Origin of the sequence: Blastomonas sp. CCH9-A1 (genome assembly GCF_001557175.1) — a bacterium.
GTDB lineage: Bacteria > Pseudomonadota > Alphaproteobacteria > Sphingomonadales > Sphingomonadaceae > Blastomonas > Blastomonas delafieldii_A.
Genome location: NZ_LSHM01000005.1, coordinates 76397 through 98193, shown reverse-complemented (window position 1 = coordinate 98193; position 21797 = coordinate 76397). Strand labels below are relative to the sequence as shown.

At 64.3% G+C, this 21797-nt stretch carries 20 protein-coding genes; 11 read left to right on the top strand and 9 right to left on the bottom strand.

All coding sequences use genetic code 11. From position 1 onward, the window contains the following. Positions 1-7: 7 nt before the first annotated feature. The 3 genes from AX725_RS02285 to AX725_RS02275 are packed head-to-tail and all read right to left on the bottom strand — an operon-like array spanning position 8 to position 3761. Positions 8-1429, bottom strand: coding sequence for an MFS transporter (locus tag AX725_RS02285; protein ID WP_060979293.1), 1422 nt, complete (start codon positions 1427-1429; stop codon positions 8-10). Positions 1430-1431: 2 nt separating this feature from the next. Then, a complete protein-coding gene (locus tag AX725_RS02280; RefSeq protein ID WP_060979292.1) occupies positions 1432-3111 on the bottom strand; it encodes a GMC oxidoreductase in 1680 nt (559 codons plus the stop codon). Positions 3112-3128: 17 nt separating this feature from the next. Further along, positions 3129-3761, bottom strand: coding sequence for a gluconate 2-dehydrogenase subunit 3 family protein (locus tag AX725_RS02275; protein WP_060979291.1), 633 nt, complete (start codon positions 3759-3761; stop codon positions 3129-3131). Positions 3762-3855: 94 nt separating this feature from the next. Here AX725_RS02275 and AX725_RS02270 point away from each other — a divergent pair, with 94 nt between their 5' ends. Both AX725_RS02270 and AX725_RS02265 read left to right on the top strand, forming a co-directional pair. Continuing rightward, positions 3856-4464, top strand: a complete 609-nt coding sequence (locus AX725_RS02270) for a thioredoxin family protein (protein WP_060979290.1) — start codon at positions 3856-3858, stop codon at positions 4462-4464. Between the two features lie 4 nt (positions 4465-4468). Next, the gene (locus AX725_RS02265; protein WP_060979289.1) at positions 4469-5008 is read left to right on the top strand and encodes a hypothetical protein; all 540 of its coding nucleotides are present in this window, start codon (positions 4469-4471) and stop codon (positions 5006-5008) included. A 101-nt stretch (positions 5009-5109) separates the two neighbouring features. Here the strand turns inward: AX725_RS02265 and AX725_RS02260 are convergent, their stop codons facing one another. Further along, positions 5110-7470, bottom strand: a complete 2361-nt coding sequence (locus tag AX725_RS02260) for a TonB-dependent receptor (protein ID WP_060979288.1) — start codon at positions 7468-7470, stop codon at positions 5110-5112. 388 nt (positions 7471-7858) lie between these two features. Here AX725_RS02260 and AX725_RS02255 point away from each other — a divergent pair, with 388 nt between their 5' ends. Beyond that, entirely contained in the window at positions 7859-9208 is a 1350-nt protein-coding gene (locus AX725_RS02255) for an MFS transporter (RefSeq protein WP_060979287.1), read from the top strand. A 53-nt stretch (positions 9209-9261) separates the two neighbouring features. Next, positions 9262-9990: a class I SAM-dependent methyltransferase gene (locus tag AX725_RS02250; RefSeq protein WP_060979286.1), complete on the top strand. Its 729-nt coding sequence runs from the start codon at positions 9262-9264 to the stop codon at positions 9988-9990. Positions 9991-10063: 73 nt separating this feature from the next. Here AX725_RS02250 and AX725_RS02245 read toward each other — a convergent pair whose 3' ends face one another. Both AX725_RS02245 and AX725_RS02240 read right to left on the bottom strand, forming a co-directional pair. After that, complete coding sequence (locus AX725_RS02245; RefSeq protein WP_060979285.1) at positions 10064-10837, bottom strand: TIM barrel protein; 774 nt, start codon at positions 10835-10837, stop codon at positions 10064-10066. Between the two features lie 25 nt (positions 10838-10862). Then, positions 10863-11705, bottom strand: a complete 843-nt coding sequence (locus AX725_RS02240; protein ID WP_208598007.1) for a nuclear transport factor 2 family protein — start codon at positions 11703-11705, stop codon at positions 10863-10865. Positions 11706-11941: 236 nt separating this feature from the next. On the opposite strand from AX725_RS02240, the gene AX725_RS02235 reads away from it, so the two are divergent. After that, positions 11942-12964 carry a sugar phosphate isomerase/epimerase family protein gene (locus AX725_RS02235; protein ID WP_060979284.1) on the top strand — a complete coding sequence of 341 codons (1023 nt, stop codon included), beginning with the start codon at positions 11942-11944 and terminating at the stop codon, positions 12962-12964. A 13-nt stretch (positions 12965-12977) separates the two neighbouring features. Next, on the top strand, positions 12978-13352 hold the full coding sequence (locus tag AX725_RS02230) for a C-glycoside deglycosidase beta subunit domain-containing protein (RefSeq protein ID WP_060979283.1): 375 nt from the start codon (positions 12978-12980) through the stop codon (positions 13350-13352). 77 nt (positions 13353-13429) lie between these two features. On the opposite strand, the gene AX725_RS02225 is transcribed toward AX725_RS02230, so the two are convergent. Continuing rightward, positions 13430-14485: a sugar phosphate isomerase/epimerase family protein gene (locus tag AX725_RS02225; protein WP_060979282.1), complete on the bottom strand. Its 1056-nt coding sequence runs from the start codon at positions 14483-14485 to the stop codon at positions 13430-13432. A gap of 11 nt (positions 14486-14496) precedes the next feature. Next, the gene (locus tag AX725_RS02220) at positions 14497-15597 is read right to left on the bottom strand and encodes a Gfo/Idh/MocA family protein (protein ID WP_099046538.1); all 1101 of its coding nucleotides are present in this window, start codon (positions 15595-15597) and stop codon (positions 14497-14499) included. Between the two features lie 197 nt (positions 15598-15794). Between AX725_RS02220 and AX725_RS02215 the strand changes: the two genes are divergently transcribed. The 5 genes from AX725_RS02215 to AX725_RS02195 all read left to right on the top strand — a co-directional run bounded on the left by AX725_RS02215 (position 15795) and on the right by AX725_RS02195 (position 20719). Continuing rightward, positions 15795-17009, top strand: coding sequence for an MFS transporter (locus tag AX725_RS02215; RefSeq protein ID WP_060979280.1), 1215 nt, complete (start codon positions 15795-15797; stop codon positions 17007-17009). Continuing rightward, positions 17006-17914: an alpha/beta hydrolase gene (locus tag AX725_RS02210; protein ID WP_060979279.1), complete on the top strand. Its 909-nt coding sequence runs from the start codon at positions 17006-17008 to the stop codon at positions 17912-17914. The genes AX725_RS02215 and AX725_RS02210 overlap by 4 nt, the downstream gene beginning before the upstream one ends. A gap of 128 nt (positions 17915-18042) precedes the next feature. Further along, a complete protein-coding gene (locus AX725_RS02205; RefSeq protein WP_060979278.1) occupies positions 18043-18732 on the top strand; it encodes a TetR/AcrR family transcriptional regulator in 690 nt (229 codons plus the stop codon). A gap of 80 nt (positions 18733-18812) precedes the next feature. Then, positions 18813-20270 carry an MFS transporter gene (locus AX725_RS02200; protein WP_208598005.1) on the top strand — a complete coding sequence of 486 codons (1458 nt, stop codon included), beginning with the start codon at positions 18813-18815 and terminating at the stop codon, positions 20268-20270. Further along, positions 20270-20719: a nuclear transport factor 2 family protein gene (locus tag AX725_RS02195; protein WP_067513246.1), complete on the top strand. Its 450-nt coding sequence runs from the start codon at positions 20270-20272 to the stop codon at positions 20717-20719. The genes AX725_RS02200 and AX725_RS02195 overlap by 1 nt, the downstream gene beginning before the upstream one ends. Positions 20720-20782: 63 nt before the next feature. Here AX725_RS02195 and AX725_RS02190 read toward each other — a convergent pair whose 3' ends face one another. After that, positions 20783-21790: a sugar phosphate isomerase/epimerase family protein gene (locus AX725_RS02190; RefSeq protein ID WP_060979276.1), complete on the bottom strand. Its 1008-nt coding sequence runs from the start codon at positions 21788-21790 to the stop codon at positions 20783-20785. Positions 21791-21797: the final 7 nt, after the last annotated feature.

Below are 21797 nucleotides of genomic sequence, written 5' to 3'. Positions count from 1 at the left end.
ACCGGGCTCAGTGCCCTGCGGGCGCTGGCCTGGCCGCGAAGATATTGCCCGGCAGCCTGGCGGCCAGCAGCACGCTGATGCCCAGCAGGCTGGCGATTACCGCGATCGCTGCGGTCGAGGGCGGGACGCTCGCGCTGCGCCCCCAGGCGAAATAGACGCTGCCGGCGAGCGCAATGCCCAGCGCGCCGCCGACCTGCTGCGCGGTCTTCATCATGCCGCTGGCGGCACCGGCGTGATCGCGATCGACCTGCGCCACAGAGACCGGCGCGATGCAACCCGAAAGCGAACCCATGCCGAGCCCGGCAACGACCAGCACCGGCGCGAGCGAGGTCCACGAAAGATCGAGCATGCCGATGCCGAGCAGCACCAGCGCGCTCGCCACCAGCATCGTCGCCCCGCCCAGCACCAGCACCCATTTGCCGTAACGCGGCAGGAAGTTGCGGCCGAGCACCGCGATGCCGATCATCGCGCCCAGGCCGAAGGGCATGTGCAGCAATCCGGTGGTGAGCGCGCTTTCGCCACGCTCGCTCTGCAGCGCAAAGGCGAAGGTCAACAGGAACCCGGCATTGGCGGCGGCGAACACGATCGAGATGCCAAGGCCCAGCCGGAAGGGCAGGATCGACAGCAGCGATGGATCGAACAAGGCAGGCTGACTTGCCCCTACCCGCGCTGCGACATGCCGCCACACCGCGAACAGCAGCGGGGCCACCAGCAGCAGCGCGCCGATCTCGGCCATGCCCCAGCCCGTCTCCGCGCGGGTTAGCGGCCAGAGCAGGCAGAAAACGGCGATCCCGAACAACAGCACACCGATGAAATCGAAGCCGGCGGGATGCGACGACTTGCGATCGGGCAGGAAGAACCAGCCCGACACCAGCGCAAACAATCCGACCGGCAGGTTGATCAGGAAGATCAGCCGCCAGCCCAGGCCGAACAGGTCAAGCTGGATCAGCAGCCCGCCCAGGATCGGCCCGGCAATCGCGGCCAGCCCGCCGACCAGCCCGAACAAGGCCAGTTTCGACACGCGCTCGAGCGGCGTGAACAGCACCTGCATCAGCGCCAGCGCCTGGGGCGACATGATTGCGCCGCACGCGCCCTGCGCCAGCCGCGACAGCACCAGTTGCTCAGGCGTCTGCGCCAGCCCGCAGGCGACCGAAGCGAGCGTGAACCCGGCGACGCCCCAGAGGAACACGCGACGATATCCCAGCGAATCGCCCAACCTGCCGCCCGCCATCAGCAGCAACGCGAAGCTGAGGGCATAGCCCGCAACGGTCCACTGAATCGCCTCGGCCGAGGCATCAAGGCCCGAGGTTATCGCGGGCAGCGCAGTGTTGACGATCGTCAGATCGACAATCTCGAGCACCACCGCGACGATCAATGTCACCAGCGCCAGATTCTGCTGGCGCTTGGTCAAGGGAACGGGTTCGCTCACGGTCAGATCTTGCCTTCGCGCAGCATCGAAGCGGCGGCATCTGCGGCGCGCGCGGTCAGCGCCATATAGGTCAGCGAGGGGTTCTGGCAGGCCGACGAGCTCATCTGCGCGCCATCGGTGACGAACAGGTTCGCGATGTCATGCGACTGGCTCCATTTGTTGAGCACCGATGTCGCGGGGTCATGGCCCATGCGCGCGCCGCCCATCTCGTGGATCGCGGTGCCGCCCGCCCCCGGCTGGTCGAAGCCCATGATGACCTGGCCACCGGCCCTGGTCAGCATTTCGCCTGCGTCGGTCTTGGCCTGGGCAAGCGCGGCGCGCTCCTCCTTGCCAAACGCAAAGGCGATGTTGAGCTGCGGAATGCCATCGGCATCGACCGCCTTGGGATCGAGCGTCAGCCGGTTGCTCGCGCGCGGTACGCAATCGGCAAAGGCCACCAGCACCATCCGCCACATGCCCGGCTTCTGGAGCTTCTGCTTGAGCTCTGCGCCGATGCCCGGATCGCGCTTGCCCGCGGTCCAGGTGCTCTGCAGCGCCCCGCCCTGGAACGAATAGCCGCGCGTGTGCCCCTCGCCGTCCATCGCGTCCATGTTGCGATAGCGCGCGACGACCACGCCGGTGGGACGGTTACCGGTGGTGGTGCGGTCCTCGAAGCCCGGCATCAGCGCGATCGCCGAAAGGGTGTTGGCATGGTCCATGATGTGCGTGCCCAGCACGCCGCTGCTGTTGGCAAGGCCATTGGGCATCGCCTCGCTGGCCGAATTGAGCAGAACGTGCACCGAGTTGAACGCGCCGGCATTGAGGAACACCATCCGCGCGGTCGCGGTCTTGCGCTCCCTGGTATTGCGGTCGAGATAGCGCACACCGGTGATCCGGCGGGTCGCGGGATCGTAATCGAGCTTTTCCACCACCGCGTCGGTGATGACGGTGAGCCGCCCGGTCGCCATCGCGGCAGGCAGAGTGCTCGACTGGGTCGAGAAATAGGCCCCATAGGAACAGCCGCGCGCACAGATCGAACGGTTCTGGCAGACCCCGCGCTCGCCCTTGCCTTCGGTCAGGTTTGCGGTGCGGCCGATGGTCAGGCGGCGCTCGGGCCAGTTGGCCTGCATCACCTCGCGCACATGCTGCTCGACCGGGTTGAGTGCCATCGGCGGCTGGAAGCGGCCATCGGGCAGCTGCTTCAGACCTTCCTTCGCGCCGGAAACGCCAATGAACTCCTCCACCTTGTCATACCAGGGCGCAAGATCGGCATAGCGGATCGGCCAGTCGGTGCCGTGCCCGTCGCGCTTGTTCGCCTCGAAGTCATAATCCGACCAGCGATAGGACTGGCGCCCCCAGGTCAGCGAGCGACCGCCGAGCTGGTACGAGCGGAACCAGTTGAAATCGGTGCCTTGCGCCTTGCTGTAAGGGTTCTGCGCATCGTTGACGAAATGGTTCTGGGTATATTCGTTGAAATGCCGGTTGAGCATCTGCACCGCATGCTCGCGCGCGTACATTTCCTGGTCGCCGATCCCACGGAACGGCATTTCCCAGGGCGTCTTCAGCTCGGTCGTGTAATCCTGCTGGTGGCGGATATTGCGCCCGCGCTCGATCATCAGCACTTTCAGGCCCGCCTCGGTGAGCTCCTTGGCGGCAAGGCCCCCGGTAATGCCGGAGCCCACGACGATTGCATCGAAATCCATGGTCTTTCCCTTCCCGCTCAGCCGAAATCGACCGCAGTCCAGTCGCTCGAAAAGGCGCGGGTCTGCGGCGTTACAGGGACGTCGGGGTCATAGGTGCCGGGCACCAGGTTGAATTGCAGCTCCTGCGATCCGCCCGGCTCGCTGGTATAGAAACCGGTCAGGATCAGCGCCTTGACCGTGCGCCAAGGGTGTTCGCGGACACCTTCGGCATAGGCTTCGGCATCGAGCGCGGTGAGCCACCCCGCCTGCGCCTCGGGCGCGGCCTTGAGGAAATCGCCCTTGGCGCGCGCATCGAGCTCGGCCTCGAGCCAGGCCGCCTGGTCGAGCGAGCCATCCTTGCGCGCATGGCGCGTGAGCGCGTCGGGCGCATCCTTGGCCAGCGGCGCCCGCGATTTCTCAAGCCCGTGCGCAAGGCCGAGCAGGACGAAATCGCCCGCGCCGACATCACCTGCGCCCGGCGTCTCGGTCTTGGGGATCACGATCTGGCTGACGGTGCGCATCAGCTCGCGCTGGCGCTCGCTTGGCGCTTCGTCGGCTTCGAACAGGTCGAGCCGGATCGCGGCCAGCGGCACGCCGACCACCGCCGCCAATATCGCCGCGCCACCCAGAAACCGCCTGCGGCTCCAGCCCTTGGGCCGTTCTCGCTCCATGATAACCCGCCTCTCCCGTGCGCCTGTGCGTCTTGTCCCACTTTAGAAAATCACGTATCAGAATACAAATTCTATTTATAAAAGGAGAGAGACGATGCTGAGATGGTCCCGCCAGCTGGATTATGGCAAACATGCCGCGCCGTTCGCGCTGCCCGATACCGATGGGCGCATTCGCACGCTGGAAGAGTTCGAGGCCCCGGCACTGCTCGTCGCCTTCATCTGCAACCATTGCCCGGTGGTGCTGCACCTGCTGCCCGGCCTTATCGATTTCGCGCGCGAATATGCATCCAGGGGGCTGCAGGTGGTGGCCATCTCGTCGAACTCGCCGGAAGACTATCCCGAAGACGACTATCCGCACATGCAGCAGTTTGCGAAGGACCACGACCTGCCCTTCCCCTATCTGCACGACGAGAGCCAGGACGTGGCGCTGGCCTATAACGCCATCTGCACCCCCGATTTCTTCCTCTACGGACCCGATCGTGCGCTCTTCTATACCGGCCAGTTCTGTTCCAGCCGCCCCAAGCTGCCGCACCCGCCGGTGCCGGGCGCACCGCCGCAGCGCACCGATGTGCCCGTGACCGGCGAGGACATGCGCGCCGCTGTCGATGCGCTGCTGGCAGGCCAGGCAGCGCCGGAGCATCAGGTTCCGAGCGCGGGCTGCTCGATCAAGTGGCTGCCCGGCAAGAACCCGTCCTGGGGCTGAGGCGATGACGATCATCGCGCGGCACTGGGTGCCAGCCGCCTCCGTGGTGCCGCAGGAGCGCGGGCCCGAGTTCCTGGGCCCCGTCGATGGCGCGGACTGGTCCGATGGCACGGGCTTCTATCGCGGCTTCTTCACCAGCTTTCGCGTTCGCGCGGGCAAGGCGGTGTGGTTCCACTGGCCGCTGCCCACCCCGGTCGAGCTGGGCGACCATCGGGTAGCGCTCCATTCGCTCAGCCTGCTTTGGGAAACCGGCGATGGCGCCCTGCTCAACTGGGCGACAATGCAGCATGGCGGGATGGACCGGATCGAGCTAATCCCGCGCCTCACCGTTCCACCCTCGGCGCCGGTGCCGTTCGAACCGACACCAGAGTTCCGCCCCTATTGCCCGGAGAACAACCGGCAGCTGAGCGAATTCGTGCTGCCCGCGCCGCTGCCGCTGCGCTTCGGCGTGCAGCTGTGCGTGATGGTATCCGCGCCCGAGGATCGCGACGGGCTGGTGCGCTTCTATGGCGCGGGGGCCGATTTCACGGCAGCCGCCGACTGAACGCAAAAAGGGGCGGGTCCCGCCTCACCGGACCCGCCCCCTCTCGTCATCCGCACCCATCCGGGGGCCACCACATACGCCCCCGGGTCCCCTGGTGCAGATCAGAAGTCGAGCAGCATGCGCACGCCATAAGTGCGCGGCGCGCTGAACTGCCAGTTGTAGATGTCGTCGTTGCCCGCAGCCGTGAAGGCGGCATAGGTCAGCGGCTGGTTGTCCTCGAGATTGCGGGCGAACAGCTGGATGCCGAACTTGCCGGTCTCGTCGCGCCATTCGAGCGTTGCGTCGGTCTGGAAGAAGCTGCTCTGGCGCGAATCGCGGAAGTTGAACACGTCCATGAAATAGGCCGACTTGAAGCGGGTGAAGACGCTGGGGGTCAGCGTGCCTGCGCTGCCCAGATCGAACACATGCTCATAGCCTGCCGCGACCACCCATTTCGGCGCCAGCGGGGTGCGATTGCCCGCCAGGTTGGGCTGGACCACCGGGTTCGAGGTAATGTCGCTGTCAAGATCGCCAAGGCCGGTCAGGCAGCCGAGCGTCGGGTGCGTTTCCGAGGCGCAGAACACGGCATAGGACGCCAGGAAGTCATCATATTTCGAGCTCAGATAGTTGATGCTCGCGGTAAAGCGCCCAGAGTCGAACACCTTGATCGACGCATCGAGTTCGAGACCCCAGATGGTCGCGCCACCGGCGTTGAACACCTGGCCACCGATGGTGTTGTCCAGAAGAACGGCCGCCTGGAGATCCTTGTAATCGTAATAGAAGCCCGAGAAGTTGATCGTGCTGGGGCCGAAGCTGCGCTTGATGCCCGCTTCATAGGCCGTGTTGGTTTCAGGCGCATACTGGCCGATCGTGTCGAAGCCACCCGCCTTGAAGCCGGTCGAGACCTTGGCATAGACCAGCGTATCGCTATCCGGCTTGTAGTTGACGCCGACCAGCCATGTCAGCTTGTCCGCCTTGGCGCGGAGAATATCGGTGCGCTGCGGCGCGGCGGTGATTCGGCGGATGCCGGTGTTGAACAGCGGCGACGTCGGGTTGCCCAGGCCGCCCGGATAGAAGGGGAAGATGCCGGTGCGGCTGTCGTCGGTATAGCGCGCGCCTGCGGTCACCGACAGTTCGTCGGTGATCGGAATATCGACCTGGCCGAAAGCCGAATAGCTGCGGCTGCTGACGTCGCGGCGGAAATAGTTGATGAAGGCGCCATTGGGGCCGGTCAGGAAGGCGGGCAGGAACGGCGGGCCGTTGAACAGGCCGCGCTCGATGAACAGATCTTCCTTGAAATAGAAGCCGCCGAACTGCCATTCAAAGCTGCCCGGGCTGCCGCCGTTCAGCCGAAGCTCGTGGCTCTGGGTTTCGACGTTGTTGGCGAAGTTCTTGAACAAAAAGGCCGGGGTCAGCGCCGCGTCGAAGGCTTCGACGGTACGGCGATAGCCGCCGGTATAGGTCAGCGTCGCCGCTTCGAAATCATAGGCGATCTTGCCGCGCACCACCTTGGAGTCCTGCTCGTTGCGGCTCGGTGCGCGCGCCGAGGTGACATAGTTCTTGCGGTCGATCGTCGCCAGGCCGTTGGTGTTCTGCGGAATGCAGACCACGAAGCGCGGATCGGCACCGATCCTCGTCCAGCCATTCTGGTTGCACCCCGGTCCGGGAACCAGAGCGGGATTGGAGCCGAGGCCGTTGTTATAGTTCACGAAGGCGTTGCCGGCGATGATGTTGTCCACCGCGCTCACCTCGAACGCGAGATCGAGCGTCAGCGGATCGATCGGGTTCAGGTGCAGGCTGACACGGCCCGCGCGGCTGTTGTCATTGCCGGTGCGGACATTGACATTGGGATGGCTGAAAAAGCCGTCGCGCTTGGAATAGCTGCCCGAGAAGCGGATGCCGCCGATATCGCCGATCGGCAGATCGACACCGCCCTGAACCAGCACGTGATCGAAATTGCCGTAGGAGGCGGCGAGGTTGAAACCGAAATCGTCGCCGGGCTTGCGGGTGATGAAGTTGACCGCGCCGCCGGTGGCATTGCGCCCCTGCAGCGTGCCTTGCGGCCCGCGCAGCACCTCGACGCGCTCCAGATCGAACAGCGATGCGTTCATCACCGTCGGGCGGTTGATATATTCGCCGTCGATATTGACGACGATCGAGGCGTCCTGCGTTTCGGCATTGTCGTTGGTGCCGATGCCGCGCAGCGTGACGCGCGTCAGGTTGGTGTCGTTGGTGATCTGCACTGCCGGAGCGAGGCGCTGGATGCCGGTCAGATCGCTGATCCCGGCCTTTTCGACATCTTCGCCGCTGACCACCTGAATGGCGATCGGAACATCCTGGACGTTCTGGACGCGGTTCTGCGCAGTAACGACGATTTCCTTGTCGGCATCGACTTCGGTAGCGTCCTGCGCATGAGCAGGCGCTGCGAGCGCTATCGCGCCGACCCCCAGCAACAGCGCAGCACGAATGGCGTGTGAGTGCATCTCGGCAATCCTCCCCTCAAAGGCCCGCCTGCGGATCTGCCCGCTTATGACGGCGTGATTAGAACGACTAAAACTAGAATGATGATTTTATATATCGACCTCGCGGTGTCAAGCTTTAGCCCAATCGATTGAAATTATCCGAGACAATCCGTTTCATGAATGCTCTTTGCCCTGATCAACGGAAAACCGCCATTTAGCGCGCCGTGGTTGCAGCAGAAACCAGTCCGCGCCTTTGACATTCGCGCAACAGGCTATGCAAAAAATGCGTTGCCAAGCCATATCGCGCAGCTTTATACGAATCAGCATTCTAATAAATAGCAGCCAGTCGGAGCTGCCAGGCGATCCAGGCCGCAAGGCCGATCGGTGCCGCTGCATGGGGAGAGGAACCATGTCCGGGACACGTTTGCGGCTGACCGAAAAGCTGAGCTATGGCTTTGGCGATATGGGCTACAGCCTGCCCTACAACATGGCGAGCGGCTTCCTGCTGCTCTATTATGTCAATGTCGTGGGCCTGCCCGCTGCGGCCGTCGGCACGATCTTCCTCGTGGCGCGTTTGATGGACGCGGTGATCGACATGGGTGTCGGCATTGCCGTCGACCGGACGCGGAGCCGCTGGGGCCGCACCCGCCCCTATTTCCTGTTCACCGCCCTGCCCTATGCCCTGCTGTTCGTCGCGACCTTCGCCGTGCCTGCCGGCTGGAACCAGACCGCCCAGCTTGCCTATGCCTTCATCACGTTCAAGCTGCTCGGCATCGTGATGAGCTTCGGCTCCATCCCCTATAGCGCGCTGCTGCCGATGATGAGCAGCGACCGCAGCGATCGTCTGAAGCTGGGCGGAATGCGTTCGATCGGCACCTCGGTGGGCGTCGTTCTGGGCACAGCAGCGGTGCAGCCGATCCTCGCGGCCTATGGCGGCGAAAAGCAACCCGGCGGCTATCTCGCCGCCGCCGCGATCTTCAGCGTGCTGTCGATGCTCTGCATCCTCGCCCTGTTCCGCAACTGCCGGGAGCGGGTGGTCGACGACGCGTCTGCGCGCTTCTCCATTCTGCCGGAGATCGGCAAGATGCTGCGCAACCGCGCCTGGCTGGTCTCCTTCCTGTTCTGCCTGGTCTATTTCGTCCGTTTTGGCGGAATGATGGCGATTACCGCCTATTTCGCGATCGATGTGATGCAGGCGCCCTGGATGATCGGCGTGATGCTGCCGGCGGTGGCGGGCATGCTGCTGCTCTCGGCGTTCGTCGCCCCCACCATCCTCGCCCGCACCGGCATCCGCAACGGTTGCGTTGCGATGCTCGGCATCGCCGCGCTGCTGTTCGCCATCCTGCCGCTGGTCGAAGGCCAGCCGACGGTGTTTCTTGCCATTTACATTGCCGCATGCCTTGCCACGTCGGTCACCACCACCGCCGCCTTCGCGATGATCGCCGAGACGGTGGATTATCACGAGGCACAATTCGGCGTGCGTCGCGAGGGCTTGCTGTCCGCGGGCGTCAGCCTTGCCACCAAAGTCGGCATGGCGCTCGGTACGGCGGGCATCGCCTTCATCCTGGCCGGTGCCGGCTATGATCCCGCCGCAGTCACCGATGGTGCGCGCGCAGCGATCCGCTGGACCTATTATGGCGGGATCATCACCCTGCTGCTCGCGCAGATCGGCATCGTGCTGGCATGGCCGAATGCCCAGACCCGACGGAGCCCGGACGAGGAAGAAGGCGAAATCGGCCTGACGCCATCCAGCATCTGAGCGCTCACCGGAAAGGGCTGTCGGTGCCGCAGGGGCTGTTCTAGAAAGCCCGTATGGACGCGAAATACGACACCATCGGTCTCAACTATGCCGAACTGCGGCGCCCCGATCCCCGGATCGGCGCGCGCATCGCAAAGGCGCTCGGGCCGGCTCGCACGGTCGTCAATATCGGCGCGGGGACAGGATCCTATGAACCATCCGACCGGGATGTCACGGCGGTCGAGCCATCGATCGAGATGATCCGCAAGCGGTCGCCTGGCGCGGCGCCCGTAGTGCAGGCGAGCGCCGACAGCTTGCCTTTCCCAGACCGCAGCTTCGATGCGGCCATGGCCGTCCTCACCATCCATCACTGGCCGGACAAGCAGGCAGGCCTGCGCGAAATCCGCCGGGTAACGCGCGGTCCGATCGTCATCCTGACCTTCGACCCCGGCGCCCGCCCCTGGCTGACCGACTATTTTCCGCAGCTGTCGGCGCTGGATGAGGCGCAGATGCCCTCCCTGACCGATTATGCCCGCTGGCTTGGGTCCGTGCGGATCGAGCCGGTGCCGGTCCCGCGCGATTGCAGCGACGGCTTTCTCTACGCCTGTTGGGTTCGCCCCCACGCCTATCTCGACGCGCGCGTCCGCTCGGGCAGTTCGTCGTTCTGGTCGATCGACGATGTCGGTAGCGGGCTAGAGCGGTTGCGCGGCGATCTGGAAACCGGGGAATGGCAGCGCGCTTATGGGCATCTGCTGCACCAGCCGGATTATGATGCGGGCTACCGGCTGGTCATCGCCGATTAGCGCCCAAAAGCAAAAAAGGGGGTGCCCGTGGCCGGGGCACCCCGAGTGGGAAGCGCGTTGGAGCGGCTGGCCGTCAGGCGGCGAGCGCGCGGATATGCGTCAGCGCTGCAGCGGTATCGCTGGTGCTGGGGGTCAGTTCGAGGCCCAGCGCACCGGTATAGCCGACGCTTTCGATCAACTTCAGCATCGCAGGCCAGTCGATCTGACCGGTGCCCGGCTCAGCCCGTCCCGGCGCATCGGCGATCTGGATATGGCCGACCAGATGCGCGACCTTGGGCAGGACCTCGGCTGGGTTCTCGCGCTCAGTGGTCGAATGATAGAGATCATAGAGCAGCTTGACCTGCGGGCTGCCGATCTTCTCGATCACCGCGACCGCATCCTCGGTCATGCCGAACAGCACGCCGGGATGGTCGACCCGGGTGTTGACCGGCTCGAGCAGGATGGTCAGGCCATGCGCCCCGGCCACTGGCACGACGCTGGCGATCGCCCCGGCGACGATGTCGAGCTGCGCCGGACGCTTCATATAGGGCACCGCGATCCCCGACGGCACGACGATATTCGTCGCCCCCAGCTCGGCTGCCTCTGCAGCTGCCTGCGCGAACATCTCGCGAAAGCGCTCGTGCTGATCGGCCATCACCAGCGCGATGCGCGGATCGGTGACGGTGGCGAGCAGTTCGCACCCCGTCTCTGCCAGCGCGGCCTTGAGGCTGGGCACGTCACGATTGGCGGTGGTGAAGATTTCCACCTTGCGGAATCCCGCCCTGGCCGCTGCGGCCATGCGGTCCTCGAGCCGGTCGCCGGCCTCGTGGAACATGTATTCCAGGTTTACGCTGAGTTCGAAGGGCATGAATTGGTCTTTCGTTGAGACAAAGTCAGTAGGCGAAGGTTTCGCTGAAGGTGCGATAGGGTTCGGGCGGACGCGCCTCGAGCCGCTGGGGGGTGTCGGTGCGGTACATGTTGCCCATGACCGTGGCAGGGCCATCGACCGGCGGCATGAACACCGGTTTGCCATCCTCGCCGACATACATCAGGTCGACATTGAACGAGTCATCCTGGGCAGCGGCGGCGAAGGGAATCCAGCCCATGCCGTAGGGCGCGCGGGCGACTTCGAAGCAGTGGAAATGCCAGATCTTCCACTCGCCATCCTGCTTGATGAAGTCGATGCCGTATTTGAGATACACATTGTGCATCCACACCTTCTTGCCGTTGACCAGCTCCTTCTCGAACATCCAGGCGGGCATGTTCTTGGCATGCTCCGGATCGACCAGGCCCGATTCGATGCCGTTGACGATCCACAGGCCCTTGGCGGTCTGGCCGTCACCGGCAATCTCGATGATCGGCGTAGTGACATAGTGCATGATCAGCTTGCCGCGAGGCGCGGGCCGGCCCTGGTGATAGGAGATGATCTTGTCCCAATCGGTGTAGACGCCGAGGTTGGAATATTGCGCGCGCACGTCGGGCGTGCCCTTCCTGGCCCAGAGCGGAATGATGTCGGTGTCGCGAAAGGCGTTGTGCAGATACATGTAGCGCGAGAACAGGTTTTCCACTTGGGCGCGATCCTGCGCGACCGAGGCGACCTGGCGCAGCGTGGCCAGTTCCTTCTCGAGTGTGGCGACTCGCTGGTCGGCGGTCTCGGCCTGCGCGGTGAATGGCAGGAACAGCGCTCCGCAAGCCATGGCGGCGGCAGCGCCCATCATGTGACGACGGATGGTCATCTTCTCTCTCCCGTTCTGCATGTTTCTACTGAATAGATATCATAATTCTAATTCTGTCAATCCGTCGAATCCGGCTGGAATCCGCCGAATCTCAGGGGTTGACCTCGAAGGAAAATTATACGAATATTGGTTCTAATTAAGGCTTCGGCCCCAGGGAGAGGGGATTGGCAAACCGCCGCAGCGCGGCCCTGCCCTCTTCCGATTCGACCCGTGCGATCCCAGTGGAGAGGACCCAAATGACCTATGACATCAAAAGGGGCGTCAGCCTCTATTCCTATCAGAACGATACCTTTGACGGCACGCTGACCCGCGACGACTGCATCCGGATCTCGTGCGAGCTGGGTGCGAACGGCATCGAGGTGATCGGTGAGCAGAGCTTCTGGGGCTGGCCCGAATGCGGCGTGAACGAAGCCGATGTCGCCGCCTTCCACGAAAGCATGAAGCGCTATGGCGGGGTCGGCGTCAGCCACGATTTCATGCTCGACTACAAGCGCTACAAGGGCCGCCCGATGCCGTTCGAGGAGCAGGTCGCGAGCGTCAAGAAGGACATCGATTTCGGTGCGCTGCTGGGCATGAAGTTCATCCGCGCGCTGGTCTCGATCGCGCCCGAGGTGCTGGTCGCCGCTGCGCCCTATGCCGAAGAAAAGGGCATCAAGATCCTGATCGAGGTGCACGCGCCGCTGCATTTCGACCATCCCTGGATCATCCGCCATGCGGAAGCCTTTGAAAAATCGGGCTCGGACGCGCTGGGCTTTCTGCCCGACATGGGCATGTTCCTGTTCCGCTTCCCGCGCGTGTGGAAGGAAAAGTTCATGCGGCTGGGCGTGCCGAAGAACATCGCCGACTATATCGAAAAGGCCTATGAGGACCGCGTGCTGTCCGAGTACGTCATTCTCGACGTGCGCGAGATGGGCGGCACCGGCCCGGCCATCGCGATGGCCGAGACGCTGCGCCACAATGCCGCGTTCGAACCCAAGCGCATGCTCGACTACATGCACCGCATCCACAATATCCACGGCAAGTTCTACGAGATGACCGAGGATTATGTCGAACCCTCGATCCCCTATGACGAGATCGTCAGGGTGCTGAAACAGGGCGGCTACAAGGGCTATATCTGCTCGGAATATGAGGGCAATCGCTGGATCGAGGACCATGAGGAGCCGAACTCGGTCGAACAGGTCCTTCGCCAGCAGGTGATGCTGGCCCGGCTGCTCGGCGAGACCGAAACCCCCGCGCTCAAGACCCCGCTGGCCGCCTGAGGAGACTGATACCATGATGGACCACAAGATGATCGTCGCAGGCAGCCTGAAGGCTGTCGAGGGTGGCTTCGCGCTCGAGGCACGCCTGCCCTATTATCGCGGCCTCGGCCTGTCGATGGTGGAGGACGTTGCCGTCACCGTCGACGGCACCACCTATCCGCGCGAGGCCGTGCGCTTCACCGTGCGCGAGGCGACCTACACGCTCGATGAGATGGAAACCTGCTACGACAATCGCTGGAATTTCGGTGAGAAGGCGCTGATTACCGTGCTGGGCGCAGAGCTTGCCCCCGGCGACCACAAGGTGACCGTCGCGGTGCGCAAGCGCATCTCGTACCTGCCCTTCATCCCGACGATGACGGCAAGCAAGGACCTGGCGCTCGCCGCCTGATCGCCTGCTGGCAGAAAAAAGCCCTCCGGAATCGTGCGATTCCGGAGGGCTTTTTTCTCGTCTCGGATGCGCCGGGCTCAGTCGATCCCCATCAGCCGCTTGTTCAGTTCCCGGTCGGCACCGCCCGCCGCGAAATCGTCGAACGCATGCTCGGTGACGCGGATGATGTGCTTCGCAATGAACGGTGCGCCCTCGGCCGCGCCCTGTTCGGGATGCTTGAGCGCGCATTCCCATTCGAGCACCGCCCAGCCGGCAAAGTCATTGGCCGCCATCTTGCTGAAGATCGCGGGGAAATCGACCTGTCCGTCGCCCAGGCTGCGGAAGCGTCCGGGCCGGTCGACCCAGGACTGATAGCCGCCATAGACGCCGCTGCGGCCATTGGGGCGGAATTCGGCATCCTTGACGTGGAAGCATTTGATCCGCTCATGATAGATGTCGATATAGGCCAGGTAATCGAGCTGCTGCAGCACGAAATGGCTGGGATCGTAGAGGATGTTGGCGCGCGGATGGTTGCCGACGCGCTCGAGGAACATCTCGAAGGTCACGCCGTCGTGCAGGTCCTCGCCCGGATGGATTTCATAGGCGGCATCGACACCATTCTCGTCGAACACGTCGAGGATCGGCTTCCAGCGGCGCGCCAGTTCGTCGAACGCATCCTCGACCAGACCTGCGGGCCGCGCGGGCCAGGGGTAGAAATAGGGCCAGGCAAGCGCGCCGGAAAAGGTCGCGTGCGCGTTCAGCCCCAGCTTGCGGCTGGCGATCGCGGCATTCTTCACCTGCTGCACCGCCCATTCCTGCCGCGCCCTGGGGTTGCCGTGGACCGATGCCGGGGCAAAGCCGTCAAACTGCGCGTCGAAGGCCGGGTGCACCGCGACCAGCTGGCCCTGCAGATGCGTCGACAGCTCGGTAATCTCCAGCCCCTTGTCGGCGAGCATGCCCTTGATCTCGTCGCAATAGGTCTGGCTTTCCGCAGCGAGCGTCAGGTCGAACAGCCGCTCGTCCCAGCTCGGTATCTGAATGCCCTTGTAGCCCAGGCCCGCGACCCAGTCGGCGATGCTTTCCAGGCTGTTGAACGGCGCAGCATCGCCCGCGAACTGGGCGAGGAAGATCGCCGGGCCCTTGATGGTCTTCATGGGGATTCCTTTCAAACGGTGAGCGGCACCCAGCCGGAGGCTTCCCGGCTGGCACGGACGGCAGTGTCGACAAAACTCATGCCGCGCAGCGCATCTTCGATGCCCGGCAGCAGCGGCGCAGGCTCGCCACGCAGCAGCCCCGCGAAATCGCGATAGATATTGGCGAAGGCCTCCAGATAGCCCTCGGGATGGCCGGTCGGCGTGCGCGTGCGGCTGGCGGCATCGGGGCCGAGTTGAGGGCCGCCGGCATGCACGATCTCGGTCCGGCCATCCAGGCTGTGCAGGGTGAGCGTGTTGGGCACTTCCTGCCGCCAGACGAGGCCGCCCTCGTCGCCATAGACGCGGATGCGCAGCCCGTTCATCTCGCCAACCTCGATCTGGCTGGCGAGCAGCACGCCGCGCGCACCATTGTCGTAGCGCAGCAGGACGGTGCAATCGTCGTCGACCGGACGGCCCGGCACCACTGCTGCCAGATCAGCGAGCAGTTCAACCACTTTCAGCCCGGTAACGAACTCGGCCAGCTGGAAGGCGTGCGTGCCGATATCGCCGATGCACCCGCCCGGGCCCGAGCGCGCAGGATCGGTGCGCCATTCGGCCTGCTTGCCCACCGCCTCGCCCGCGAGCCAGCCTTGCGGATATTCGACTACCAGCTTGCGGATGGTGCCCAGCGCCCCCGCCGCGATCCTGGCTCGGGCCTCGCGCACCAGCGGATAGCCGGTATAGGTATGGGTGAGCGCATAAGGCAGCCCGGCGGCAGAGACGCATTCAGCCAGTTCCTGCGCCTCGGCCAAGGTCGCGGTGGCGGGCTTGTCGCTGATGACGGGGAAGCCTGCGGCGAGCGCCGCGCGCGCAGCGGGCAGATGGTGGTGATTCGGGCTGACGATGCTGACGAAATCGATCCCGTCCTCGCGCGCTCTTTCGCCCGCGGACATGGCGTCGAGCGAGGGATAGGCGCGCTCCGGATCGATGCGATAGCTTTCGCCCGCCTCGCGGCTGCGCCCGGCATCGCTGGAAAAGCACCCTGCGACCAGCTCGATCTCACGGTCCATTTCCGCTGCAATCCGGTGAATCGGCCCGATGAACGAGCCTGGGCCGCCACCAATCAATCCCATTCGCAAACGCCGCATCGTCGATCCGCTCCTGCCTGTCATTTTCGAATTCATATTCTAGTTTGTACCGATCGCGCTCGTCAAGGCAGGTTGTGCGCAAGGCTGCTCCGGGCAAAGCTGAGGCTTGACCGGAGCAGCAACGCGCCATAAACTCGAATGCATATTCTAATAATCAGCCGGATCGGCGGCAGGAGAGAGCAGTGCAGGCATTGGCCAATTTCTATCGGGACCTTACCCTCAAGCCGCAGGGCGTCATCGTGGTGCTCGCGGCGTTCCTGCCGATCATCGCGATCGTCGCCATGGGGCCTGCGGTCCCTGCTATGATCCAGCATTTCGCCAATGATCCCGAGGCGCGCGCCAAGGTGCCCGCGATGATCGGCGCGCCGGGCCTGGCCATGGCGCTGATCGCGCCGTTCGCGGGGCTGCTGGTCGACCGCTACGGACGTCGTTCGCTGCTGCTCTTGTGCACCGCGCTCTATGGCGTGTTTGGTGCCGCGCCGCTGTTCCTCAACGACCTTGATCATATCTATTATTCGCGGCTGCTGCTCGGCGTGTCCGAGGCGGGAATCCTGACTGTCGTCAACACGCTGATCGGTGATTACTGGGACGACAAAGGCCGCAAGAACTGGCTGTTCCTGCAGGGGCTGCTCGGCCCCTTCCTCGCTGGGTTCGTCGCGCTGATCGTCGGTTTTGCCACGACCGTGCAGTGGAACGGCGTGTTCCTGGTCTATCTCGTCGCCTTCCCCATCTGGGCAGCGATGTTTGTCTGGCTGTTCGAGCCCAAAAAGGCCGCGGACAAGGGCGTCACCATCGCCGCTGCGCCCGACGGGCGGAAAACCCCCTTCCCGCTGATCAGCCTGATCCAGGTCGCTTCGGTGACGCTGTTCTGCTCGATGCTCTATTACGTGTTCATCATCAACGGCGCGCTGGTCTTCCGCGAGGTGGGCGTAACCGAGCCGCAGAATTACGCCGCGATCATCTTCATCCCGCAATTCTTCATCCTGGCAGGCGCTGCCCTGTTCAAGCTGCTGTCGGATCGGAGCCACGCGGTGCAACTGGGAACGTTCCTGTCGCTGATGGGGCTGGGCCTGGCCGGCATGGGCCTTGCGCATACGCCCGTAATCATGGCCGCTGCGCTGATCGTGCAGCAGACCGCCGCGGGCATGGCGGTGCCTTCGCTGATCAACTGGACGCAGACCAAGTTCGACTATCACCATCGCGGCACCGGCATGGGCATCTGGACAGCCTCGTTCTTCCTGGGCCAGTCGCAGTCGCCACGGATGGTTCACATGATCGATGCGAGCGCCGGATCGATGCAGGGCGCATTTCTGATCGCCGGCTGTGTCGCGCTGGGCGGCGCGGTGCTGGCGATTGTCACCAGCCTTGCTGCACGTCCGCAAGTGGTCAGGGCATGATGCTGCGCGCGCTCGTCTGTGCAACGGCACTGGCCCTCGCCCTGCCCGTCCAGGCGCAACACACTCCTGCCTTCCAGTTCAGCGATGCGGCACGCGCCGATTATCCCGGTGAAATCGTCCTCCGCACCGGCCTCGGGCAGCCGAAGGAAGAATGGTTCCGCCAGGATGGCGCCTTGCAGGTGCGCAACATCAGCCAGGCCACACTCACCCCGTTCCTGCCCGATCCCAAATCGGCGACCGGTGCGGCGGTGATCGTGGCGCCCGGAGGCGGCTTTCTGGGGCTCGCGATCGAGGATGAAGGCTTTCGCGTCGCCCGCTGGCTCGCCGATCACGGCATCGCGGCCTTTGTGCTGAAATATCGCGTGCTGCCCACGCCGGCCGACCCTGCGATCTTCCGCCGCGAGCTGGTGGCGGTGCGAACCGGCAAGGGCCAGGCCAGTTTCCGTCCGCCCGCCGACACCCCGCCCGAGGCGCTGGCCGACGGACAGGCCGCGTTGCGCCATGTGCTGATGCAGGCTAGCGAATATCGGATCGACCCCAGGCGCACCGGCATGATGGGTTTTTCGGCCGGCGCCTTCCTGACGCTGTCGGTGATGTCCGCCGATGCGCCCGATGCACGCCCTGCCTTTATCGCGCCGATCTATGGACGGCAGTCTGCGGTGGCGATGCCCGCCAAGGCACCGCCGATGTTCGCGCTGATCGCGGCGGACGATCCGCTGTTCGCCCGCGATGGCTTTGCGCTGGTCGATGGATGGCGCAAGGCCGGCGCACCGGTCGAGTTCCACTTCCTGCAAAATGGCGGTCATGGCTTCGGCCTCGGGCGCGCCGGAACCACCAGCACCGACTGGATTTACGGTTTTCACCGCTGGCTTGACGTGAACGGCATGCTGGCTTCGGAACCTTGACTCGCATTTCGCGGTTGCACAAAGTCAATCTTCGCCGCATGTCGGCTGCCACGTAAAGGTGCGATGACGGAAAACTTGATGCCAAACCTGCCCCTGCCCTCCCCTTTCTGCACGCAAGGAGCCGCGCCATGCCCGGCAGCGTGAAGAAGAAGAAGCAGGAGGCTGCGAACGGCTTTGCGGTCGCCGATGTCAGCCGCAAACCGCAACAGGGCCGCTCGCTGGCATCGCTCAAGCGCATGCTGGAAGCCGCACGCGAGCTGATGCTCGAGCGTGGCAGCGAGGAATTCACGCTGCAGGAAGTCAGCGAGCGCGGCCAGGTGTCGATCGGCTCGATCTATCTGCGCTTCGAGAGCAAGGACAATCTGGTACGCGGCGTCATCGCCGAGGCGCTGGAGGAACAGTCCGCCGAGGAAGCCGCCATGGTCCAGCGGCTGAGCACCGAATGCGCGGATCTGGCCAGCTTCGTCTTCGAATATGTCGAAGGCTATGCCGAGGTGCTGCGCAAGCACGCCCCCTTGCTGCGCCTCACGATGATGCGCGCCGAACATGATCCGCTGGTTGCGGCCCCGGGCAAGCAATATGCGCTGCGCGCGGAAACCGATGCGACCCAGGCCATGCTGGCGCATGCTGCGGAATTCGGCGGCGAGGATGCCAGGGACCATGAGGTCAAGGCGCAGTCGGGTTATCACGTGATCTTCGCCACGCTGGCGCGCCAGCTGAGCCTGGGATCGACCGGCGAGTCCGCCCATGCCTATGACTGGAACCTGATGAAGCGCGAACTGGCACGCATGTGCCTGGCCTATCTGCGCGCGGATTGACAATCGCCAAGGCTTAATTAGAGTTCTGATTCTAATAATGGCGCAACGGTAGAGCTGCGCCGGAATCAGGAGACGAGGCCATGGCATCTGCCCCCCCTCTTGCGCAGCGCCTGTCTTGGCCGCAGCGTCTGGCATGGATGGTCTGCGCCATGCCCGAGCTGGTGAAATCTTTCGCCTGGGACGCCTTCGTGCTGTTCTTCTATGCGCAGGTGGTGGGCCTTTCGGGCTGGCTGATCGGCATCGCGATCGCGGTGATCATCGTCTTTGACACATTGGTCGATCCCTGGATCGGGGCGTTTTCCGACCGCTTGACCGGCACCCGGTTCGGACGACGGCACAGCCTGATGTTCGCCGCGATCCTGCCGTTCAGCATCGGCATCGCCATGGTGTTCGCGCCGCCAGCAGGCCTAGCGCAGGTGCAAATTCTCGCCTGGCTGCTCGGCTGGGGCCTCCTCGCGCGCTGCGGCATCTCGTTCTGGACGGTGCCCGCTTATGCGCTGGGGGGTGAGCTGACCAGCGACACGGTCGAGCGGCGGCTGGTCGCGGTGCTGCGCAATATCGGCAACCAGCTCGTCATCCTCACCGTCCCGGCGGTGGCGTTCGAAGTCTTCTTCGTCGCCTCCCCCGCCTTCCCCAAGGCGCAGCTCAATCCTGCTCCCTATCCCGGTTTCGGGCTGTTCGTCGCGATCCTGGGCGGCACGCTGATGCTGCTTGGCGCGCTTGGCACCTATCGCCGCGCGCGCCAGATCGAGGCGCAGGAGAGCTTCAAGCCGAAAAGCGAAGAAGGCAGCGGCCCCATCGCGGTGCTGCTGCGGATGGTCCGGGCGATCCGCATCACACCCAATATCGGCAAGCTGCTGCTGGTCGCATTCCTGGTGCTGTTCGTGAACTCGGTGATCAACCAGCTCTCGCTGCACCTCGCCACCTATTTCTGGCAGCTCGACCCCAGCTGGACCCCGCGCCTGCTGATGGCAGCGACCTTCGGATCGCTGCTGGCGATGCTGCTCGCGCCGCTGTTCCTCAAGCTGTTCTCGACCCGTCAGGCGATGGTCATCGGACTGTGCGGCTTCTTTGCGGTGCAGGCGCTCGCGGTGCTGCTGCCTTTGGGCGGGTTTGCCCCGGCTGCCGGAACCGCTGCAATCGGCGCGCTGATCGCGGGCCTGCGTTTTCTCGGTGGCCTGGCCTATGGCCTGTATGTCGTGCCCTTCAACGTCATCACCTACGAGATCGGCGACGAGCACGCCTATGACACCGGACGCCCCGCCCAGGGGCTGGTCTCGAGCTTCATGTTCATCGGCCTGCAACTGGGCAGCGGCGCGGTAGCGCTGCTGGCGGGATCGTTCCTCGGCGTGATCGACTTTCCGGTCGGCCTGCCCGTGGAGGCCATGCCGCAGGACAAGGTCGATGCGCTCGCCTGGTTCGTGCTGGCGCTGGTGACGCTGGCGGGCGGCGCGATGGCGTGGCTGGTCAGCACGTTCAGGATCAATCGCGACAAGGTCGATGCCCTGCGCACGGCACCGGCGGAAGGAACAGCATGATGCGAAACAAGACCCTTTTCCTCGCCCTGGCCGCCGCGCTGACATACGCCTGCACGGCCGCGCCGCTGGCCAGCCCGACCGAGGCGAACCGGGCGATCGTCGAGGATTTTGCGCGCATCTTCTATACCGAGCGCGACGTGCGCCGGGCGTTCGAAAGGCATGTCGCGCCGGACTATATCCAGCACAATCCGGGGATAGCCGATGGCCGGGAGGCGGCGATCAAGGCGCTGACGCCGATGTTTTCCCGGCCCGAGGCGCGCTTTGAAGTGAAGCGCATCCTGGTCGATGGCGATCTGGCGGCGATCCATCTGTTCGGGCGCGGAGATCCTGCCACGCCGGGCGCGGCGGTGGCCGATATCTACCGGCTGAAGGATGGCAAGATCGTCGAGCATTGGGACATATTGCAGCCCATCCCCACCAGGTCCGCCAATCCGCACCCGATGTTCTGAGCGAATGGCAAGAGAAGGGGCGCGGACCGCAAGGCCCGCGCCCCTTTTTTCGTCAGGACCGGATCAATGGCCGGCGAATATCCGGCGGCACATCGCCTGGTGCTTTTCGACCTGATCGAAGCCGTCATCGCCCAGATAGGCATGGCCTTCCCATTCGCTCACCAGCGTGCCGGTGAAGCCGCCGTCACGGAACAGCGGAAGAATGGTCTCGTAATCGATCGCTTCCTCGCGGCCATCGTCGCCCATGCCGTAGAACTTGCCATGGATGTGGATGGTGCGGTCAACCAAAGCCGCCCAGCTCTTGGGGTCGTGGTTCGACAGAATGAAGAAGGCGAGGCTGGCGGCCTGGATATGGTCGGGCTCATGCCCCTCCTTCAGCGCCCATTCGCGCAGTCGGCCGGCCTTTTCGTGGCTCATGCCCGGCTCGACCCAGACCTCTTTCAGCTTGTCGAGCAGGCTTTCCTTCGCGCCCTTTGCGCGCGCGGCGTTGAGCATCGATTCGGGGATGCGGCTCGCCGTGCCGCCGAAATCGGGAATCCAGCCGAGATAGGGCGTGTCGAGCTTGTCGTACATCTCGCCATAGGCCTGGACCGCAGGGTGACCGGCCCACATCGGCGCGTGCACTTCCACGCCCATGCGGATGTCGAGCTCTTCGGCATAGGGCGCGATCTCGGGCAGCAGCTCGACCGGCAGCGCGAACTGATAGCGCACCAGGCTGAAGCCCATCTTCTTGGCCGAGCGCAGCTGGCGCTTGTGATATTCGACCAGGGTTGCATCGTCGATCGGCTGTGCTCCGGGACGCAGGAAGCGGTCCGAGTTGATCGCGCACGAGGTGGCGTTGAGCCCCGCCTCGGCCATCATCGCCTTGAACTGCTCGGCAAATTCATCCGACACGTCGGGGAATTCGCGGAAATTCTGAAAGCCGATGATCTCGATATTCGGCCCCATGCCGCGCCGGGCGACTTCGTTGAGCAGGCCGTCCAGCTCGAACTTGCGGTTGAGCCAGGCATTGGTGAACGAATAGAGCGTGACGCCGGTCTGCGGGCCGGTGCTGGTTGCGGTGTTGGTCATGTCGATC

What these genes read in the sequence shown, in the direction of transcription:
- AX725_RS02280 (WP_060979292.1), bottom strand. Translation starts at nt 3,111, where the DNA reads ATGGATTTCGATGCAATCGTCGTGGGCTCCGGCATTACCGGGGGCCTT.
- AX725_RS02275 (WP_060979291.1), bottom strand. Translation starts at nt 3,761, where the DNA reads ATGGAGCGAGAACGGCCCAAGGGCTGGAGCCGCAGGCGGTTTCTGGGT.
- AX725_RS02270 (WP_060979290.1), top strand. Translation starts at nt 3,856, where the DNA reads ATGCTGAGATGGTCCCGCCAGCTGGATTATGGCAAACATGCCGCGCCG.
- AX725_RS02265 (WP_060979289.1), top strand. Translation starts at nt 4,469, where the DNA reads ATGACGATCATCGCGCGGCACTGGGTGCCAGCCGCCTCCGTGGTGCCG.
- AX725_RS02260 (WP_060979288.1), bottom strand. Translation starts at nt 7,470, where the DNA reads ATGCACTCACACGCCATTCGTGCTGCGCTGTTGCTGGGGGTCGGCGCG.
- AX725_RS02255 (WP_060979287.1), top strand. Translation starts at nt 7,859, where the DNA reads ATGTCCGGGACACGTTTGCGGCTGACCGAAAAGCTGAGCTATGGCTTT.
- AX725_RS02250 (WP_060979286.1), top strand. Translation starts at nt 9,262, where the DNA reads ATGGACGCGAAATACGACACCATCGGTCTCAACTATGCCGAACTGCGG.
- AX725_RS02245 (WP_060979285.1), bottom strand. Translation starts at nt 10,837, where the DNA reads ATGCCCTTCGAACTCAGCGTAAACCTGGAATACATGTTCCACGAGGCC.
- AX725_RS02240 (WP_208598007.1), bottom strand. Translation starts at nt 11,705, where the DNA reads ATGACCATCCGTCGTCACATGATGGGCGCTGCCGCCGCCATGGCTTGC.
- AX725_RS02235 (WP_060979284.1), top strand. Translation starts at nt 11,942, where the DNA reads ATGACCTATGACATCAAAAGGGGCGTCAGCCTCTATTCCTATCAGAAC.
- AX725_RS02230 (WP_060979283.1), top strand. Translation starts at nt 12,978, where the DNA reads ATGATGGACCACAAGATGATCGTCGCAGGCAGCCTGAAGGCTGTCGAG.
- AX725_RS02225 (WP_060979282.1), bottom strand. Translation starts at nt 14,485, where the DNA reads ATGAAGACCATCAAGGGCCCGGCGATCTTCCTCGCCCAGTTCGCGGGC.
- AX725_RS02220 (WP_099046538.1), bottom strand. Translation starts at nt 15,597, where the DNA reads ATGGGATTGATTGGTGGCGGCCCAGGCTCGTTCATCGGGCCGATTCAC.
- AX725_RS02210 (WP_060979279.1), top strand. Translation starts at nt 17,006, where the DNA reads ATGATGCTGCGCGCGCTCGTCTGTGCAACGGCACTGGCCCTCGCCCTG.
- AX725_RS02205 (WP_060979278.1), top strand. Translation starts at nt 18,043, where the DNA reads ATGCCCGGCAGCGTGAAGAAGAAGAAGCAGGAGGCTGCGAACGGCTTT.
- AX725_RS02200 (WP_208598005.1), top strand. Translation starts at nt 18,813, where the DNA reads ATGGCATCTGCCCCCCCTCTTGCGCAGCGCCTGTCTTGGCCGCAGCGT.
- AX725_RS02195 (WP_067513246.1), top strand. Translation starts at nt 20,270, where the DNA reads ATGCGAAACAAGACCCTTTTCCTCGCCCTGGCCGCCGCGCTGACATAC.
- AX725_RS02190 (WP_060979276.1), bottom strand. Translation starts at nt 21,790, where the DNA reads ATGACCAACACCGCAACCAGCACCGGCCCGCAGACCGGCGTCACGCTC.